This is a genomic window from Bacillus salacetis (assembly GCF_003581585.1).
GTDB lineage: Bacteria > Bacillota > Bacilli > Bacillales > Bacillaceae_B > Rossellomorea > Rossellomorea salacetis.
Window position 1 is genome coordinate 24,906 of the sequence record NZ_QXIR01000003.1, and the last position, 19,434, is coordinate 44,339.

Below are 19,434 nucleotides of genomic sequence, written 5' to 3' on the forward strand. Positions count from 1 at the left end.
TTTTTCTGAATGCATTTGAAAATATGTTTTCCCTGGGGCTTGTGCTGTCTATTGAAACAATATTATAGACCACACACAAAATTCCCATTTACGCCAATCTATATACCCTTGCTTCATAAGGCTGCATCGTGAACTGGCTCACACCACTGTGCCGCTCTGCTACATAGTTGTTTAAAAGCAGCCCTTCTGAACTTACTTTCATTTCTTCCAGTGAAACTACTGCCTTGTCTGTGGAAAGGTTAGCCACTACCAGAACCTTTTCATTTTCGAGACTCCTTGTATAGGCATAAATCTGCTCATGCTTCGGCAGTATCAAATCATAAATCCCATACGTAAAAATGTCATGGTCTTTTTTAAGCTTAATCATCTTTTTATAGAACGATAAGATGGAAGCTTCATCTTTCATTTGGACTTCGACATTTATCCTCTTATGATTGGGATTTACTTTCATCCAAGGGTTCCCAGTCGTGAAGCCGCCATTCTCTCCGGCTGACCACTGCATAGGGGTACGGCTGTTATCCCGGGATGACGCCCAGATAATGTCCATGATTTCCTCATGGGAGGCGCCTTCCTCCCGCTTTAGCTTATAAAGATTCTTGACTGCAACATCATCGTAGTCGTCTATGGAAGGAAACTGCACGTTAGTCATGCCAATTTCCTGTCCTTGATAAATGAAAGGTGTCCCCTGCATCAAGAAATACATGGCAGCCATTGCAGTGGCGCTTTCTCTCCAATATTCCTCATCATTCCCCCAAGTTGAAACGACTCGGGGCTTATCATGGTTTTCAATGAAAAGGGCATTCCAGCCATCTCCTTCAAGGCCTTTCTGCCAGCGTGTCAGGACTTTCTTCAGTTCCACTATATCAAGGTCTGGGTTTGTTTCAGCATCCCACAATCCAAGGTGTTCGAACTGAAAGATCATATCCATTTTTCCATTTTCTTCACCGACCCAAAGTTCCGCTTCGTCTGCTGTGACGCCATTTGCTTCCCCAACAGACATTACATCATAGTTTGAATAGGTCTTATCCTTGAATTCCTGAAGAAATGCATGAATGCCTTTTTGGTTCATGTGCATATCGAAGGAAGAGACATATTTCTGGTTTTCTGGATTCGGCATGTCAGGCAGACCAGGACGTTTCTTAATATGACTGATTGCATCAATCCTGAAGCCGTCGATTCCTTTGTCCAGCCACCAGTTTACTGCATCATACAAAGCCTCACGAACTTCTTCGTTCTCCCAATTCAGATCAGGCTGTTTCGTGGAGAATACATGAAGATAGTATTGATTTGATTTCTCGTCATATTCCCAAGCTGATCCTCCGAAGATGCTCTCCCAGTTATTTGGCTCTTTTCCGTTCTTCCCATCACGCCAAATGTACCAGTCGCGTTTTTCATTTTCAGTATAGGAGCGGGACTCTATGAACCACTGATGTTCGTCACTGGTATGATTAAGGACAAGATCAATGATCAGTTTCATTCCCCTTGCATGAACTTCTTTCATGAGCAGGTCGAAGTCTTCCATCGTTCCAAAGTCTTCCATGATATCCTGGTAATCGGAAATATCGTATCCATTATCATCATTTGGGGATTTGTACATAGGGCAGATCCATATGACATCGATGCCAAGATCTTTTATATAATCCAGTCTTTGGATGATCCCTTGCAGATCACCAATCCCGTCACCATTGGAATCTTGAAAGCTGCGAGGGTATATTTGATAGCCAACGGCTTCTTTCCACCATACTTTTTTCATTGTAAAAACACCTCATACGAAAGATTTTAATTGAGAAAATATCTTTGATGCGCAATCGTTTGCACTGATAGGTAAAAAAAAATAGAAGATGGTTGCGCTTTCTTTTACGTATTTAGTTTACAGCTAAATCATGAACTAATCAATATGGTTTTAAGAAAAATATAGAAAGCCGGCTCAAAATGAACCGGCTTTCATGTTTAGCTGACTGCTGTTGTCTTCTCTTCTTCCAAAACTCTGACAAATTGTCCTTCGTTATATGGATATCCTGCTTTGGTGATTTTAACTTTGACAAGCTTCCCTACCATATCTTCTGCAGCAGGGAACACTACTTTCAGGTAATTATCCGTATACCCGACATACAGCCCGCTGTCTGGCTTCTCTTTATAGATTTCTTCTGGAATTACTTCGAGGACTTCCTCTTCGAATTGTGAAGCATACTCCTTAGCAAGTTGATTTGACAATTCGATCAAGCGGTGAACACGTTCATTCTTGACCTCTTCATCGATCTGGTCTGTCATCCTTGCAGCAGGGGTACCTGTACGTTTTGAATAAGGAAACACATGCAATTCAGAGAACTTATGCTCTTTGATGAAATTATATGTTTCCATGAATTCTTCTTCGGTTTCACCAGGGAAACCTACGATCACATCGGAAGTCACAGCAAGACCTGGCAATGCTTTTTTCAGCTTTTCAAGTCTTTCCGCAAAGAATTCCATCGTATATTTTCTTCTCATTCTCTTTAGCACCGTATTTGAACCGGACTGCAGCGGAATATGAAGATGCCTTACAACCATGTTGGAGTTATCGATGACTTCAATAACCTCATCCGTCAACTGGCTGGCTTCAATGGAAGAAATCCTGATTCGCTTCAACCCTTCCACCTTTTCTTCAAGATCGCGAAGGAGCATAGCAAGGTTATAGTCTTTCATATCCTCGCCATATCCTCCAGTATGGATGCCTGTCAGGACTATTTCTTTATAGCCGGCGTCCACAAGCTGCTGAGCCTGGCGGATGACTTCTTCCGGGTCACGAGAGCGCATCAGCCCCCTTGCCCATGGGATGATGCAGAATGTGCAGAAATTATTACAGCCTTCCTGAATCTTCAATGAAGCTCGCGTACGGTCTGTAAAGGCAGGAACCTGCAGTTCTTCATAGACTCGATTTTTCATGATGTTTCCTACACCATTGATCGGCTGTCTTTCATCTTTGTATTGCTCGATATACTCGAGCATTTTTCTGCGGTCCTGTGTACCTACCACAATATCCACTCCAGGAATCGCCATGATTTCTGCAGGGGATGTCTGGGCGTAACAACCAGTTACACAGATGACAGCATCCGGATTCTTCCGGATCGCCCGCCTGATAACCTGACGGCTTTTTTTATCTCCTGTGTTTGTGACTGTACATGTGTTAATGACGTATACATCAGAAGTATTTTCATAATCAAGGCGTTCATAGCCCTGTTCTTTAAACAATTGCCAAATAGCCTCTGTTTCATAGTGATTCACTTTACAACCGAGGGTATGAAAAGCTACTGTTGGCATATTTTTCACCTCATTAGTTCAAATTGATAGGATGCAGCAGATAACAGATAAAACGGTGCTGTTTCTGCACGCATGATTCTTGGCCCTAAACCACAAGAGACAAATCCGTGACCTTTAAGTGTCTCGACTTCCTTCTCCGTCAACCCGCCTTCAGGTCCAAAAACGGCCAGAAGACGGTGACCCGGCTTTGCAGCTTGCAAGATGGCAGCTAAGTTGCTTTGCTCCCCCGCCTTTGCATCTTCCTCAAAAGCTACAATCTTATGATCATAGTCAGCGGCAAGGGATAATAGTTCTTTGAGCGAAACTGGGGAATGTACCACTGGGACATGCTGGCGGTGGGACTGTTCAGCAGCCTCTTTGGCGATCTTTTCCCAGCGTTCAGTTTTCTTCTTCGCTTTCTTCTCATCCCATTTTACAATTGAGCGATCTGCGGTAAAAGGGACAAATTCCTTTGCACCAAGCTCAGTCCCTTTCTGGATGATCAATTCCAATTTATCCCCTTTTGGCAGTCCGCTCACAATCGTGATTTCCACCGGCATTTCCTTCTCATCTGTCTCCCATTGTACTACCTTAGCTTCAAGGCAGTCACTGGAAATCGTTTCAATTTGAACTTTTGCCGAAGCTCCATTTGGAAAGACGACGTAGAATAAGCTGTCCTTTCCCATTCTCATCACACGGACAATATGATGAAAGTTCTCGCCTTCAATGACAACAAGGCTTCCTTCTTGAAACTGCTGGTTTATAAAATATCTTTGCATCGGTGATCACCCTTTTACAAAACGGTTATTCGGGTTTCCTTGCAATAATGGCAACCCAGTCTTCCATTAACATGACTTCTTCAACTTCAAATCCTGCTTCAATGACTGCGGTTTTGACCAAATCCTTTTTCTGTCCGATGATTCCGGATGTAATGAAATATCCACCAGGCTTCACAATCCTTGCCGCATCATCTGTGAATTTCAAGATGACTTCTGCCAGGATATTGGCGACAATGACGTCAGCTCCTTCTGATACACCATCAAGGAGGTTATTTTGGCTAACAGCCACACGGTCATGTACCTTATTAAGCTTGGTATTCAAACGGGCAGAGTTGACCGCCACCTCATCAAGGTCATAAGCTCCCACTTTTTCAGCCTGCAGCATTGCTGAAGCAATGCTCAGGACTCCTGATCCAGTACCAACATCTATGACATGATTGCCTGGCTTAACGGTTCTTTCCAATGCTTGAATGCACATCACGGTCGTAGGATGCGTGCCTGTCCCAAAAGCCATTCCCGGATCCAATTCAATAATCAATTCATCACTGTTCACGGGTTCATATTGTTCCCATGTCGGAACAATCGTGAATTTTTCCGAAATCTTGACCGGGTTATAGTATTTCTTCCAGGCAGTTGCCCACTCTTCTTCATTCACTTCGGAAATTTCAACGCTGTTTCTTCCGATATCGATATTATATTTCACAAGATTTTCAATAGACTGTTTGATTTCATCTACCGTTTCACCAAGAAAACTGTTGACTGGAAGATAGGCTTTGACAATGACCCCTTCCTCAGGAAAATCATCAGGATTGAGTTGGTAGATCTCTCCGAAAATGTCTTCGCGTTCTTTTTCCAATTCAAATGGATCTTCAATCACAACTCCGCTTGCACCTGCTTCATGAAGAATATTTGAAATTGGCTCAATTGCTTCATTCGTTGTGTGTATGCTGATCTCTGACCATTTCATCGACTCTACCAACTCCGTTCCTGTTTATTCACCTTTAAAGGCACGTTTTACTTTATCAAAGAAGCTTTCATGCTGTTCATCCGGCACCTGTCCAGTGATATCGGCAAATTCACGAAGCAGCTCTTTCTGCTTGTCGGTCAGCTTCGTCGGCGTTACCACTTTCACCCGGATATGCTGATCTCCTGTACCGTAACCTCTTACGTTCGGCACACCTTTGCCGCGAAGCCTGAATTTAGTTCCTGTTTGTGTTCCTGCAGGGACTTTCAGTTTCACTTTTCCATGCAATGTAGGTACCTCAATTTCATCGCCAAGGGCTGATTGAACAAAAGTGATCGGCATCTCACAATAGATGTCATCTCCGTCACGTTCAAAGAATTCATGAGTTCTGACATGGAAGACAACGTATAAATCTCCCGGAGGTCCTCCATTCACACCAGGTTCACCCTGACCGGACACTCTAAGCTGCTGTCCTTCATCAATACCTGCAGGGATTTTCACATGGATTTTACGGCGCTTCTGGACTTTTCCGTTACCGCCGCAAGTATTACATTTTTCCTTGATGAACTTGCCCGTTCCATGGCAGTGGTGGCATACCCTGCGGTTCACAATCCGGCCGAACGGTGTATTCTGCTCGACGTTCAGCTGGCCAGTTCCCTGACAGTGTTTACATGTTTCGGGTTTTGTTCCAGGCTTTGCCCCGGTACCATCACATGTTTCACATTCTTCCTCTTTCGGTATTTCGATATCCGTTTCTTTCCCAAATACGGCTTCTTCAAATGTGACACTCATCGTATACTGCAGATCCGCGCCGGCTCTTGGGGCATTAGGATCCCGTCTGCGGCCTCCGCCTCCTCCGAAGAAGGTGTTGAAGATGTCTTCGAAGCCGCCAAAGCCGCCGCCGAAGTCTCCTCCGCCACCGAATCCCTGGTTTGGATCGGTGTGGCCGAATCGATCGTATTGAGCGCGTTTTTGTTCATCGCTCAATACTTCATAGGCTTCACTGATTTCTGTGAATTTTTCATTTGCATCCGCTTCTTTATTAATATCAGGATGATATTTCTTTGAGAGTTTGCGGTATGCCTTTTTAATTTCATCTTTGGAGGCGCCTTTTTCAACGCCAAGAACTTCATAATAGTCCCGTTTACTCATCAATACAACACTCCCGATTCCTTATGCATAAAGGTTATTTTAACATTAAATAGGGGTCCCTCACAATGTTTATTCAGAAATAGAGGAGATTACCTCCGCTTTTTAAACACTATAATGTTTGTTGCGCTTTCGGAGTATGAGTTATGGATTTCCGCTTCAGGCGCCCGACTCCGCGGGGCGGGCGGTGAACAAAAAGCGGAAGCGGCCGTTCAGCGCTGTACAGATTGGAGGGCTCTCGCATGAGATAAATGAATCATGACGAGCTAGTGAGTCGATGATGACTTATCACAAGGAGAGAGACCGGAATCTGCCAGGTGCTAAGTCCGTTCCGGTGGGTACGGTCCTCGGCCGCTGGAGCTGGACGAGTCCCGCTTATCCCGCAGAAGATCACGCACCCTCCACTTCAACCAACATTAAGTGTAAGATAATACAATCATTCTATATCAGCCTGAAATAATCTCATTCATGGACCTCTCACCGAATCATGTGGTTCACTAACATAATAATTGCAAACCTTCTTTTGCAGTGACCCCTTTAATGTGTCTTACTTGGTCTACTACAAGTTACACAACTATTAGAACGCAAAAGATCTTACCAAAGAAAAAGCCAAAGTCAAGATAGACCTGACTTTGACTTTCCATTGGCCATTTCTATGAAGTTAATATTACTTGTCGTCTTTTACTTCTTCATATTCAGCATCGACGACGTCGTCATCTCCGCCTGCCTGGCCTTCCGCTCCCTCAGCTTGCTGCTGTGCTTGTGCAGCTTGCTCATATAGCTTCATTGAAAGGCCTTGAACGATTTCTTGAAGAGCATCTTTCTTCGTACGGATCTCTTCCAAATCATCCTTTTCGATAGCCGCTTTCAGTTCATCTTTAGCTTCTTCAGCTTTTTTGACTTCAGCTTCTTCTACTTTGTCACCCAGGTCTTTGATTGTCTTTTCAGTCGTAAAGATCAGCTGATCCGCTTCATTGCGAAGTTCAACCTCTTCTTTGCGCTTTTTATCTGCTTCAGAATTTTCTTCTGCTTCTTTAACCATACGGTCGATTTCATCATCAGAAAGTCCTGTTGAAGACTTGATTGTGATGTTTTGCTCTTTCCCTGTTCCAAGGTCCTTAGCTGAAACGTTCACGATACCGTTCTTGTCGATATCGAATTTAACTTCGATTTGCGGCACACCGCGTGGAGCCGGCGGGATATCAGACAATTGGAAACGTCCTAGAGTTTTGTTATCCGCTGCCATCGGTCTTTCACCTTGAAGTACATGGATATCAACGGCAGTCTGGTTGTCTGCTGCAGTTGAGAATACTTGTGATTTTGAAGTAGGGATTGTCGTATTACGCTCGATCAGCTTAGTTGATACGCCTCCCATTGTCTCGATACCAAGTGATAAAGGAGTTACATCAAGAAGGACAACGTCTTTTACATCCCCAGTCAATACTCCGCCTTGAATCGCTGCACCCATTGCTACAACTTCATCAGGGTTAACACCTTTGTGAGGATCTTTTCCTACTTCTTTCTTGATTGCATCCTGGACTGCAGGGATACGAGTGGATCCACCAACAAGGATGACTTTATCGATTTCGCTTGCAGAAAGACCTGCATCTTTAAGCGCCTGGCGTGTCGGCCCCATTGTGCGCTCTACTAGGTCAGCAGAAATTTCATCAAATTTAGCACGGGTCATATTAACTTCCAAGTGCAGCGGCCCGTTTTCACCAGCAGTGATGAATGGAAGTGAAATTTGTGTGGAAGTCACACCTGAAAGATCTTTCTTCGCTTTTTCGGCAGCATCTTTAAGGCGTTGAAGCGCCATTTTATCTTTGGATAAATCAATGCCGTTTTCTTTTTTGAATTGTTCAACAAGATAGTCGATGATCACTTGGTCGAAGTCATCTCCGCCAAGTCTGTTGTCACCGGCAGTAGAACGAACTTCGAATACTCCATCGCCTAATTCTAGGATGGATACGTCAAAAGTTCCGCCCCCAAGGTCATAAACCAGGATTGTCTGGTCTTCTTCCATTTTATCCAAGCCGTAAGAAAGGGCGGCTGCGGTAGGCTCGTTGATGATACGTTCTACTTCAAGGCCCGCAATCTTCCCGGCATCTTTAGTGGCTTGTCGTTCTGCATCATTGAAGTAAGCCGGTACAGTGATGACCGCTTTTTCAACTTTTTCACCAAGATAATCTTCTGCATAAGATTTCAAATGCTGAAGGATCATTGCAGAAATTTCCTGCGGTGTATATTCTTTGTCTTCGATCTTTTCTTTGTAGTCTGTCCCCATGTGGCGCTTGATGGAGATCACTGTATTTGGATTTGTGATTGCCTGGCGCTTTGCCACTTCCCCAACTTGAAGTTCACCATTCTTGAAAGCAACCACTGAAGGCGTTGTGCGGTTACCTTCCGGATTTGGAATAACCTTTGGCTCTCCGCCTTCAAGGACTGCCACACATGAGTTTGTAGTCCCTAAGTCAATACCGATAATTTTGCTCATGAGAAAAACCTCCTTGTAATTTGTATGTAGTGTTATTGATTTACTTTTACCATAGAAGGACGGATAACGCGATCCTTCAGTTTATACCCTTTTTGGAACTCTTCAGTTACAATGTTTGAACCGAAGTTTTCATCTTCTCCCTGCATAACAGCTTGATGCAAGTGCGGGTCGAATTCGTGTCCGACTGTTTCGATCGGTTCCACGCCTTCCTTTTTCAACGCTTCCACTAAGCTACGATAAACCATTTCCATTCCCTGGAGCAAGGATTTTGTCTGTTCGTTCTCAGGTTCAATATTCAGCGCCCGCTCAAAGTTGTCAATTGCAGGGAGCAATTCTGTCACAAGGCTTTGAGACTTATATTTTTCACTCGCCTCACGGTCCAAGTTCGCACGGCGGCGGAAATTATCAAAATCAGCACGCAGTCGCAAATAACGGCTTTCGGATTCATCCAACTTCGACTGCAGGTCAAGGATCTGAGTTTCCTCAGGGGATTTTCCGCTTTCTTCACCTTCTTGATTTTCCAGGCTTTCAGCGAAAATTTCCTCTTCATTTTCTGTTGAGGTTTGCTCTTCCTGCTGATCATGCAATTCTTCTTGATCAACTTTGTTGTTCGTTTCTTCTGCCATTCCATTCACCTCCTTAAAAGTAAAGGGACTCTCCCTCATCATGAAACACAGTAGCCGGGACCAGGCGCAGAAATTTCTTCAATGCACCGGCCCCGATATCCTCTATTCAATATATCCACACGCTTCAGCTTTGATACAGCTTTGTCAGTGCTTTGGACATATCGTCACTTAAAAAATTCAATAAACTTATCACCCTGGAATATTCCATCCTGGTCGGTCCCAATATTGCAATTGAACCAACCTGTTCATCCGCAACGGAATAAGATGCGGTTATCAGGCTGCAATTCTCCATCGCCGTCACATTGTTTTCCTTCCCTATCTTCACGTTGAGACCATTTGGGAGATGTTTGATCATATCATATATTCCATCTTCCTGCTCTATCATGTTCAACAGAAGGCGGACTTTATGGACGTCATTGAATTCAGGCTGATTAAGCATATTGGTTTTCCCGCCAAAAAAGAGCTTTTCGCTCACCGGCAGATCCATGGTATTTACCAGGGAATGCATCATCAAATCATAGTTTTCTATGTGCTGCTTCAGCAGCTGTGCAACCTCTTTGAATATCTTGTCATTCAATTCGGTCATCGGCACTCCCGTCAATCGTTCATTGAGAATGTTGACGAGCTTTTCCAAATCGCCGGGCTTGACTGCCTGAGGGATCGTAAACATCCGATTCTGGACATGCCCTGTGTCTGTAATGATTATGGCTACAGCCGTTTCCTGGCTGATAGGAATGATTTGTATTTTCTTAAGCTTATTTTCCTTCACCTGCGGACCAAGGACAATCGCTGTATAATTAGTAAGTTCGGAAAGGATTTTAGCGGACCTTTCCACGACTTTTTCCATTTCATAGATACGCTCGGCAAAAATGGACCTTATCGTCTTAACATCTTTTGTCTTCAGCTGGGCGGGAGAAAGAAGGTGGTCAACATAGTATCTATATCCTTTTTCAGAAGGAATACGCCCTGAAGAGGTATGCGGCTTCTCTATAAAACCGAACTCCTCCAAGTCTGCCATTTCGTTCCTGATTGTTGCGGAACTGAAAGAAATCTCTTCTTTTTTCGACAGGCTCCTCGAACCTACCGGTTGTGCAGACCGGATGAAATCATCAATGATTACTTGAAGTATAAGCAGCTGTCGATCTGTTAACAACATTTCATCACCTCTGTTAGCACTCTCAATTAATGAGTGCTAAATCTAATAATAAATTATCAAATCGCATTGGAGATGTCAATTAGAAGAACCTGATTAAAGGACGAATTTTTGTGTGAAATTTCTCCTGTCCTTCACCGGCAGGGATATCGATTACAGCTGCAGGAGGTTCCCGCTCCACTTTGGAGTCTAGAACTGCCCTATGTGCCTCTTCTCTTTGACTACCGCTTCCTTTTGGACTCTAGAACCGCTTTACGCGCCTTTTCGCTTTAGATCCGTTTCTTTTTTGTACTTGCTCTACGCCCCTCTTCTCTTTGATTCCCGCTCCCTTTTGGATCCTAGAACCGTTTTAAGCACATTCTAGTTTGATTCGCCCCCGAGGGGTTGGGTCCTGGAGCTCAGTTGGCCACCCGGGTCTGCATTTGTGGCCGCACCTGTCACGCTGATCCCGCAGGAGGTCGGGCACCTTCCGCTCCAATCAACCCGATAAAACAAAAACAAAGTAAAAGTCCAGAATGCAAACTGAGCATTAAGTAGAGTTTACTCGTTCTATATAACCCCCAGAAAAGCTTGGAATACCTCGTTGCCCAGGAACTTTCCTTTTTGGGTCAGGCGGATGTATGAATCTTCGACTGCCAGGAGTTCTTTTTGAGTCATTTCCTCTATAGCTTCTTTGAAGACTGTCATTGGGCTTTCACCGAATTTTTCGGTGAAATGCGAAACGGAAACTCCCTGGGTTTTACGCAGTCCAAGGAACATTTCCTCTTCCATCTTTTCCCCTTTGGTCTGTTCATGGTTTTCTATGATCGGCAATTGTCCTTCCTCAAGAGGCTGCATGTATTTCTTCAGAGGTCCGAAATTGGCATATCGGTTCCCTTCTGCATATCCATGTGCCCCGGCACCAAAGCCATAGTACTCTTCATTATTCCAATAAACAAGGTTATGTTTGCTCTCAAAACCCTTTTTGGCAAAATTGCTGATTTCATATTGATGAATCCCGGCTGCTTCCATCTCTTCCATCAGAACACTGTACATCTCCGCCTCCGCTTCTTGCGGCGGGAGTGATAATTTCCCTTTTCTCATCAAATTATAAAATACCGTTTTTGGTTCTATGATGAGAGAATAACTGGAGTAGTGAGGAAGGTCGAATTCAAGCGCCGTTTTCAGCGTGTGCTTGAAATCAGCAACCGTCTGTCCAGGAAGAGCGTATATCAGATCGATGCTGATATTTTCAAAGCCGGCTTTCTTTGCCGCTTCGATAGAGGTATACACATCTTTGCTTCTGTGATTGCGGCCGATCCTTTTCAGCAGCTCATCATTGAAAGACTGTACACCAAAGCTTAAACGGTTCACTCCATTTTGGTAAAGGACTTCAAGCTTATCACTGGTCAAATCCCCTGGATTGGCTTCAAAAGTAAACTCTACTTCATCTCTAGAATAGGGTAGAGAGTCATTGATATTCCGGCAGAGCACTTCAAGCTGGGACGCATCAAGTGCAGTTGGCGTGCCTCCCCCGACAAAAATCGTCGAAAGTTTATCCGCCGGATACTTTTGAAGCTGCATTTTCATTTCTTTATTCAAATGGCTCAGGTATTCATCTACTGGCTGCCCTTTCATAAATACTTTATTAAAATCACAATAATGGCAGATGTGATGGCAAAACGGAATGTGGATATAAGCTGAATGTATCATTTCTTTCACAACCTTCAATTCATTTCGATAGAGAAAGGGGAGCCTGCTGTAAAAGCAACTCCCCCTCCTTTATAACGAAACATACTATTTTTCGCTTACTTTAATTGGACTTGTTGCTGTCATCCATCTTCAGTACTGCCATGAACGCTTCCTGCGGCACTTCCACAGAACCGACCTGCTTCATGCGCTTTTTACCTTCTTTCTGTTTTTCAAGAAGCTTTCGCTTACGGGAAATATCTCCACCGTAACATTTGGCAAGTACGTTCTTTCTGATGGCTTTAATCGTTGAACGGGCAACGATTTTCTGACCGATAGCTGCTTGGATGGGCACTTCAAATTGCTGCCTTGGAATCAATTCCTTCAGCTTATCTACAATGACTTTTCCTCTATCATACGCAAAATCCCTGTGAACGATAAAGCTTAACGCATCTACCTGTTCAGCATTCAAGAGGATATCCATTTTCACAAGTTTTGATTCTTTATATCCGATCAGTTCGTAATCGAATGAAGCATATCCCTTTGTACTGGATTTCAATTGATCGAAGAAGTCATATACAATCTCAGCAAGCGGAATTTCATATACAATGTTCACACGGGTTTCATCCATATATTGCATATCGATGAAGTTGCCGCGTTTCCCTTGGCATAATTCCATAACTGCTCCGACATAATCATTCGGCACCATCATTGTCGCTTTTACGTATGGTTCTTCCACTCTGTCCACTTTTTGCGGATCAGGCATCATGGAAGGGTTATCGATTTTGACTTCTTCACCGTCTGTCATATGAACATTATAGATAACACTTGGTGCTGTCGTAATCAAATCAATCTTGAATTCGCGCTCGATGCGCTCCTGGATGATCTCCATATGAAGCAATCCAAGAAATCCGCACCTGAAACCAAACCCGAGAGCTTGGGATGTTTCAGGCTCATATTGAAGGGCAGAGTCATTCAGTTCAAGTCTTTCCAATGCTTCACGCAGATCATTATATTTGGCCGAGTCAATCGGATACAGGCCGCAGTATACCATCGGATTCAACTTCCTGTAACCTGGAAGCGGACTTTCAGCAGGATTTTTCGCACCTGTTATGGTGTCACCTACACGTGTATCCCCGACATTTTTAATGGCGGCAGTCAAATAGCCTACATCCCCGACGGTCAACTCATCACAAGAAGTGGCTTTAGGGGTGAAAACTCCGACATCGTTCACTTCGAATTCTTTTCCGGTCGCCATCATTTTGATTTTATCTCCGACTTTAACGGACCCATCAACAACTCTGATATAAGCTATAACACCGCGGTATGCATCATATAACGAATCAAAGATCAGGGCTTTCAGAGGAGCTTCGGGATCGCCCTGCGGAGCCGGGACTTTCTCAACGATCTGTTCAAGGATATCCTCAATCCCAATTCCTGCTTTTGCAGAAGCCAGTACAGCCTCGGAAGCATCAAGCCCGATGACATCTTCCACTTCCTGGCGAACCCGCTCAGGATCAGCAGCAGGCAAATCGATTTTGTTGATGACCGGAAGGATTTCCAGGTCATTATCCAACGCTAAATAAACATTTGCAAGGGTTTGCGCTTCAATCCCCTGGGCAGCATCTACCACCAGGACAGCACCTTCACATGCAGCCAGGCTTCTGGACACCTCATAAGTGAAATCGACGTGGCCCGGTGTATCAATAAGATGGAATATATATGTTTCCCCATCTTTTGCCTCATATTTCAATTGAACAGAATTCAGCTTTATGGTGATTCCGCGTTCCCTTTCAAGGTCCATCGAATCAAGCAGCTGCTCTTTCATTTCTCTGGCAGTTAACGCTTTCGTCTTTTCAAGAATTCTATCTGCCAAAGTAGATTTTCCATGATCTATGTGAGCAATGATAGAAAAGTTACGTATTTTCTCTTGTCGTTTTAATTTTTCTTCACGGTTCATTACTTTCAACTCCTGTTAATCGACGCATGTACACTATTTTGAATTATATCAGTACAAATAGCAATATTCAATCATAACCATGTTGCAGGGGTCTGCTTAATATTGGATTCCTTCTCCAGTTAATATAGTATATGCTTTTGGCACGATTTTTCCATAGGTTTATTTGGATAGATGTTGACGAGCATGGCATGATCCTGGCGGAATGAAGGGGTTTTAGGGAGACCAAGCAATGTATGGATGATTACAAAGGTAATGCACCAACTTATATTGGGACACGGACAAATCAGGTCCATTACAAGAGGAATTGCACCATTTTTTCTAGTGAGACAAAGGGATTTGGTCTATTCCTACATCCTAAAATCTCCTGAACCCCACTAATAAAGAATGAATTAAGAGTTGTTAAAGTTTTGATCATTGTATTAGTAAATGTTAAGCCAGCATGGTGATCAATAATTGATCCCCTTGGAATACCTTATCCCACAACAAAAAGAACGCCCGAAAGCGCTCCTCCTCAAAGCAAAGATGAAACAAATTCTACTGTTTTTTCCGTGAGTCCTTTCATGATCCCGGCCACTGTTTTCCCTATCTCGGAAAAAAAATTAAAGCTTTTCATTTCTTCAAGCTTCTTTTTCTTTTCCGAAATCGAGGTGCTTCCCATTTCCTGACCGAGCAGGGACGCTTCAATATTGCCAGCTTCATCCTCGGATATTGTAAGGGGCGGTCCCATCCCCTCTTCGTCATATCCTTTCATATCCTTGATTCCATCGTTTGCTTTTTGCATTCCGATAAGAACACCGACAAATAATACCGATACCAACAGTATGCTTTTAAACATGAATCTTTTCATCCTGCTCATCCTTTACGTAATTTTGTCATTGGCTCGAAGCAGGTGCCGAGATGACGTGCCCGACTTTGTCAGCCTGCCAGTAATACTCTGCAAAAATATCTGCGAGCGCAGCTGATGACCGATTTAATTCTTCAAAAGTATTATCCACCCCGCCGAATTCCACCAATAAGGAATTCGAAGTCAAATCCTGATTGAACTTGCCGTTCGTACCGCTTCCCTTTTTCACAAAAACCCCGCGGGAAATGCCTTTATATTTTTTTTCAAGCTGATTATGCAGCTCAGTAGCGATCTTCAGATTCTTCTCGTAGTTCGGATGTTCAGCACCAACAACAAATGCAAGTTTGGCATACGGGTTACCATTGATTGTTGCTGTAGTGATATCTTTCCGCTGTGAGTCCCTGTGAATATCAATAAGGTAGATCAAATCTTTATTTTGAGCCATTGCTGTTTGGGCAACCGGCCGGGATTCCTGATATGCATTCCAGTAATCCAGTCCCTTTTTATTCAGATTAGCGATGATATCCGTCTTATCAATCATTGTTCCGATGCCCCGGTTTTCCAGCTCTTCTTTTAATTTATCTCCAACTTTTGTGACATTTATTTGCGAATGGTGGGCAAGATCCGGATTTGTCACATTTTTCAAGTATGGAAGATATGATTCACGGGTGTGAGTAAAGTATAAATAGACTGTTTTTTTATCTCCGGTTGTATGTCCGCCCGCATCAGGAGCCTCCCCTGGAGATGGATTTTCAAGTTTCTCTGTGTTCTGGAGCTGCGCATCATTATCTGCATTCAGCGCTGCTTCCGGCGGCACCGATTCGTACGGCATATTGGTAAAGTCCGTTCCTTCGCCAGCTACCAGTATCTCCCCATCAAAGATCGAGAACCCGGGCAGCTCCCTCCCTAAAAAACTTCTGGGATCCTTGAAGCTGATGTTTGTTGCCATGCCAAAGAGAAGATTAGACATCGAGGGGAGTTCTTCCCCCTCCGGGTCCGCTGCCCCGAAAGCCCTGTTTTCCATTGTGAAAAGGTTATATAGCATCGCTCCTGATACATGTTCTGCTGCATGATTGACAGAACTTGAAGATATCCGGTATTCAGGCTTGAGTGATGTAAGTATCCCAGACAAAGAAAAAATTGAAAGAAGGCCAAAGACAAACGCAAGGATTCCTTTAACAATTGTCGATAGATTCACTGCTACAACATAATTGGATGATTTATACGACTTCATTTTTTCACCCTTCCATCTCAACTCTAGTACAAAATATGATAGAGATAGAAGAAGTAGAACAGGAAAATAGAATGGTACCCTGATCATCCACGCCAGCACTCCGGCACGGGGATTCCAACCCATACAAAAAGGGCACAAGCCCCGGCGGCTTGTGCTTAGTCCCTCCTAATGTGTTTTAAATCCTGTATTGCCTTGGTTAACTGCGGAGTGAAGGGCGGCGTTTAATCCATTTGAGATAAGGTTGGCTGTCTCCTCTATGAAGACGTCAACTTCCTTTGGTGTCACCATCAGGTTTTGCCCCATTGGAGCCAGCACTTCATGGATCAATTTCCGCTTTTCCTCCTCCTGAAGTGTACCGACAATGCCAAGAAAAGTTTTCCGATGATGTTCTTCCGGCAAGTCTTCATCAGTAAACTTCCGCCTCTCGCCAAACGTTAATCCTGCAGGTGCAAGTGAGCGGGATGGCCTGTCTCCTTCCCTCAGCTCTTTGCCAAAATGCTTAAGCAGGAAATCGACAGTGTCGCTTGCAATGGTTACAGCATCAACGACAGTCGGGACACCGATTGCAATCACAGGGACTCCCATCGTTTCTTCATCCAGCCCTTTTCGTTTATTTCCGACACCAGATCCCGGATGGATGCCTGTATCAGATATTTGAATGGTAGAATTTACCCTTTCAATCGAACGGGAGGCCAATGCATCCACAGCTATGATAAAATCCGGTTTGGATTTTTCAACTACACCGAAAATGATATCACTGGTTTCAATTCCCGTTACCCCCATGACACCCGGAGCCAGAGCAGACACAGGACGATACCCTTCTTCAACAGATTCTGGCTGCAATTCAAACAGATGCCGGGTCACAATCAAGTTTTCACAGACCAAAGGCCCAAGTGCGTCAGGAGTTACATTCCAGTTCCCCAGCCCGACAATCAGACAGCTTGCATCAGGACTGATTCCCTTCTCCTTTAAAAATGCACTGAATTCCTTGGCGAATACTTCTTCCACTTTTTGCTGCAGGTCAGCCTGGCTTTGTCTGATACTATGTGCTTCGAGCGTTAAATAGTTTCCGGCTTTCTTCCCCAGCAGTTCTTCACCTTCTTCTGTTATGGTCACATGTGAAATGCTGATGCCCTCTACTTCACGTTCATTGACAATGACACCTTTCAGCCCTGTTACCTGTTCAGCTTGATCCTCGTCTTTACTTTTCTCAGCAAGCGCCATCTCCTTTGCCTCTATGGCAAGGTCCGTTCTGATAGTATATTTGCTCAGATCGACTGTATGTTTTTCTTCCAATTTGACAGCCCCCTTAATTATCTTCAATACCCTTATGTTTGCCTTTAAGGAAACTTTCATGCACTCTATATCTTTTTCAACAGCAGAGTATTGCAATATAAACCCTGATTTGATAAAATATCATTTGTTCTGATTAATTTTAGGAATTGTAAAATCGAGTTAAATATAATTCTCGATCGCTTTGTAGGAGGTGACAGGAATGCCAAATATTAAATCTGCTATCAAACGCGTAAAAACGAACGAAGCAAAAAATGCACAGAACGCAACTGTGAAATCATCTATGCGTACTGCTGTAAAGAAAGCTGAAGCAGCTGCACAAAACAACGATGATAACGCTAAAGCATTAGTTTCTGAAGCAGTTAAGCATTTAGATAAAGCAGCACAAAAAGGTCTTATCCACAAAAACGCTGCTGACCGTTCAAAATCACGCTTAATGAAAAAAGTTAACTAATTAAAAAAACGATCTCCCAACCGGGAGATCGTTTTTTTCTTTTTATCTCGCATTGCTTAAGGATTGTTCATGCAGTTTGAAAAGGAATAACTCGATGATCATTTCTTTCTTCTGCCTGCCTGTTTTCATTTCGTAATCTCCCTGGGAAAGGAGTTCGATGATGGCAGCAAGCTGTTCATCCGTAAAATGCTTCGCCTGTCCTGCTGCCAATTTTACACGAAAAGGATGGACCCGAAGAAAACCGGCGATTTTTTGCTGGCCGTATCCCCTTCTCGCCAATTCCTTCACTTGATAGATCAATCGAAATTGACCAGACAAGACAGCGAGGATCTTGATCGGTTCCTCATTCTGTTTTAATAAATCATAATATATTCGCAAAGCATCTTCTGTATTCCGCTGAACCACTTTTTCAACGAGCGCGAAAATATTCTGTTCAAGCGACCGTGCGGTTAAGGATTCCACAACTGATTCATCAATCCTGCTTGTATCGCTGACATATAAAGACAGCTTATCTATTTCTTTAGTCAGCATCATTAAGTTTGTTCCGGCAAGAGCCAAAAGCAAATCAATGGCACCTTCATCAATTTGCACCATGTTTGCGGCGGCCCTTTCCCTCACCCAGGTTTTCAGTTCACTCTCATTCAGCTTTTTGGCTTCCAGGACTTCTGCTTGCTTTTTTAAAGCCTTCGTGATTTTTTTCCTCTCATCCAGCTTTTCATAAGGTGCGGAAATAACAAGTATTGTGTAAGGAGAAGGCGAAGACAGATATTGCTCAAATTTCTTTACATTATGTTCAACTTTCTCTTTTGTTTTTTCCGCGGTCAGGAATACGGGATTATGTAATACGACAACCCGCCTTTCCCCCATGAAAGGAAAGGTCTCGGCATCCTCTATGGCTGTCTCGACAGGTGTCTCTTCCAAGTCATACGAAGAGAAGTTGAAATCCATTTCTTCTTCGGATATTGCTTGTCCAACAATTTTTTGCTGCGTTTCATTTATTAAAAATGATTCTTTTCCATATAATAAGTATATACTGGCAAATTGTTTGTTTTCGATTTTCTTCCAAATATCAATAACCAAGATTGCACTCTCCATTTTGTTCAGATAATACTATCGTAAAAAAGCTTGGCGGTTTTGACAAGTGGAAAGGGGACGCCCATGGTTGGAGGACACCCCCTAAATCTATATTTAACGCCGATGAAAAAGACCTAGGACCCTTTTTGACCGGCGGTATCTCCCTTGTAAATATTATTGTCACCCAAGAATGTGAACATATATGTGACAACTCTTGTCAGTAAAGGAAAATGTAAAGTCCAAGTATAGATTTTTTTATGTGAATCATCTATACTAAGATAGAAATAGGAGGGGTACTAATGAACGAATTCGAAAAAAATGTCCAATCGAAAAGAAATGATGCAGTGGATTCTGGCGTTGGTTTCATCGTATCTTTCGGTTTCTTTGCCATAATGTTCATCATGGCTGTTGTCATTAAGTACATAGGCGCTTAATGAGTCGATAGAGTTCGCAAATAGCGGACTCT

At 43.4% G+C, this 19,434-nt stretch carries 16 protein-coding genes; 2 read left to right on the plus strand and 14 right to left on the minus strand.

Annotated features, from left to right (window positions below):
- Positions 1-88 precede the first annotated feature (88 nt).
- From D3H55_RS03200 to gpr, 13 genes are all read right to left on the minus strand, one after another.
- Positions 89-1,753: a glycoside hydrolase family 13 protein gene (locus tag D3H55_RS03200; protein WP_119545472.1), complete on the minus strand. Its 1,665-nt coding sequence runs from the start codon at positions 1,751-1,753 to the stop codon at positions 89-91.
- A 197-nt stretch (positions 1,754-1,950) separates the two neighbouring features.
- Positions 1,951-3,297 (minus strand): tRNA (N(6)-L-threonylcarbamoyladenosine(37)-C(2))-methylthiotransferase MtaB, encoded by a 1,347-nt coding sequence (gene mtaB, locus D3H55_RS03205; RefSeq protein WP_119545473.1) that lies wholly within the window; start codon positions 3,295-3,297, stop codon positions 1,951-1,953.
- 5 nt (positions 3,298-3,302) lie between these two features.
- Positions 3,303-4,055: a 16S rRNA (uracil(1498)-N(3))-methyltransferase gene (locus D3H55_RS03210; protein WP_119545474.1), complete on the minus strand. Its 753-nt coding sequence runs from the start codon at positions 4,053-4,055 to the stop codon at positions 3,303-3,305.
- A 25-nt stretch (positions 4,056-4,080) separates the two neighbouring features.
- Complete coding sequence (gene prmA, locus D3H55_RS03215) at positions 4,081-5,022, minus strand: 50S ribosomal protein L11 methyltransferase (RefSeq protein WP_119545475.1); 942 nt, start codon at positions 5,020-5,022, stop codon at positions 4,081-4,083.
- A gap of 24 nt (positions 5,023-5,046) precedes the next feature.
- On the minus strand, positions 5,047-6,171 hold the full coding sequence (gene dnaJ, locus D3H55_RS03220) for a molecular chaperone DnaJ (RefSeq protein WP_119545476.1): 1,125 nt from the start codon (positions 6,169-6,171) through the stop codon (positions 5,047-5,049).
- 664 nt (positions 6,172-6,835) lie between these two features.
- Positions 6,836-8,662 (minus strand): molecular chaperone DnaK, encoded by a 1,827-nt coding sequence (dnaK, locus tag D3H55_RS03225; protein ID WP_119545477.1) that lies wholly within the window; start codon positions 8,660-8,662, stop codon positions 6,836-6,838.
- A gap of 32 nt (positions 8,663-8,694) precedes the next feature.
- Positions 8,695-9,288, minus strand: a complete 594-nt coding sequence (gene grpE / locus D3H55_RS03230; protein WP_119545478.1) for a nucleotide exchange factor GrpE — start codon at positions 9,286-9,288, stop codon at positions 8,695-8,697.
- 124 nt (positions 9,289-9,412) lie between these two features.
- The gene (gene hrcA, locus D3H55_RS03235) at positions 9,413-10,441 is read right to left on the minus strand and encodes a heat-inducible transcriptional repressor HrcA (RefSeq protein WP_119545643.1); all 1,029 of its coding nucleotides are present in this window, start codon (positions 10,439-10,441) and stop codon (positions 9,413-9,415) included.
- 549 nt (positions 10,442-10,990) lie between these two features.
- A complete protein-coding gene (gene hemW, locus D3H55_RS03240; protein WP_119545479.1) occupies positions 10,991-12,133 on the minus strand; it encodes a radical SAM family heme chaperone HemW in 1,143 nt (380 codons plus the stop codon).
- 100 nt (positions 12,134-12,233) lie between these two features.
- Positions 12,234-14,069 carry a translation elongation factor 4 gene (gene lepA, locus D3H55_RS03245; RefSeq protein ID WP_119545480.1) on the minus strand — a complete coding sequence of 612 codons (1,836 nt, stop codon included), beginning with the start codon at positions 14,067-14,069 and terminating at the stop codon, positions 12,234-12,236.
- 511 nt (positions 14,070-14,580) lie between these two features.
- Positions 14,581-14,904 (minus strand): DUF3679 domain-containing protein, encoded by a 324-nt coding sequence (locus D3H55_RS03250; protein ID WP_240628468.1) that lies wholly within the window; start codon positions 14,902-14,904, stop codon positions 14,581-14,583.
- Between the two features lie 37 nt (positions 14,905-14,941).
- Positions 14,942-16,147 carry a stage II sporulation protein P gene (spoIIP, locus tag D3H55_RS03255; protein ID WP_119545482.1) on the minus strand — a complete coding sequence of 402 codons (1,206 nt, stop codon included), beginning with the start codon at positions 16,145-16,147 and terminating at the stop codon, positions 14,942-14,944.
- Positions 16,148-16,312: 165 nt separating this feature from the next.
- Complete coding sequence (gpr, locus tag D3H55_RS03260) at positions 16,313-17,443, minus strand: GPR endopeptidase (RefSeq protein WP_276310200.1); 1,131 nt, start codon at positions 17,441-17,443, stop codon at positions 16,313-16,315.
- Between the two features lie 199 nt (positions 17,444-17,642).
- On the opposite strand from gpr, the gene rpsT reads away from it, so the two are divergent.
- The gene (gene rpsT, locus D3H55_RS03265) at positions 17,643-17,894 is read left to right on the plus strand and encodes a 30S ribosomal protein S20 (protein WP_119545484.1); all 252 of its coding nucleotides are present in this window, start codon (positions 17,643-17,645) and stop codon (positions 17,892-17,894) included.
- A 42-nt stretch (positions 17,895-17,936) separates the two neighbouring features.
- On the opposite strand, the gene holA is transcribed toward rpsT, so the two are convergent.
- Positions 17,937-18,974 carry a DNA polymerase III subunit delta gene (holA, locus tag D3H55_RS03270; protein WP_119545485.1) on the minus strand — a complete coding sequence of 346 codons (1,038 nt, stop codon included), beginning with the start codon at positions 18,972-18,974 and terminating at the stop codon, positions 17,937-17,939.
- 293 nt (positions 18,975-19,267) lie between these two features.
- On the opposite strand from holA, the gene D3H55_RS03275 reads away from it, so the two are divergent.
- A complete protein-coding gene (locus D3H55_RS03275) occupies positions 19,268-19,402 on the plus strand; it encodes a YqzM family protein (protein ID WP_119545486.1) in 135 nt (44 codons plus the stop codon).
- Positions 19,403-19,434 lie beyond the last annotated feature (32 nt).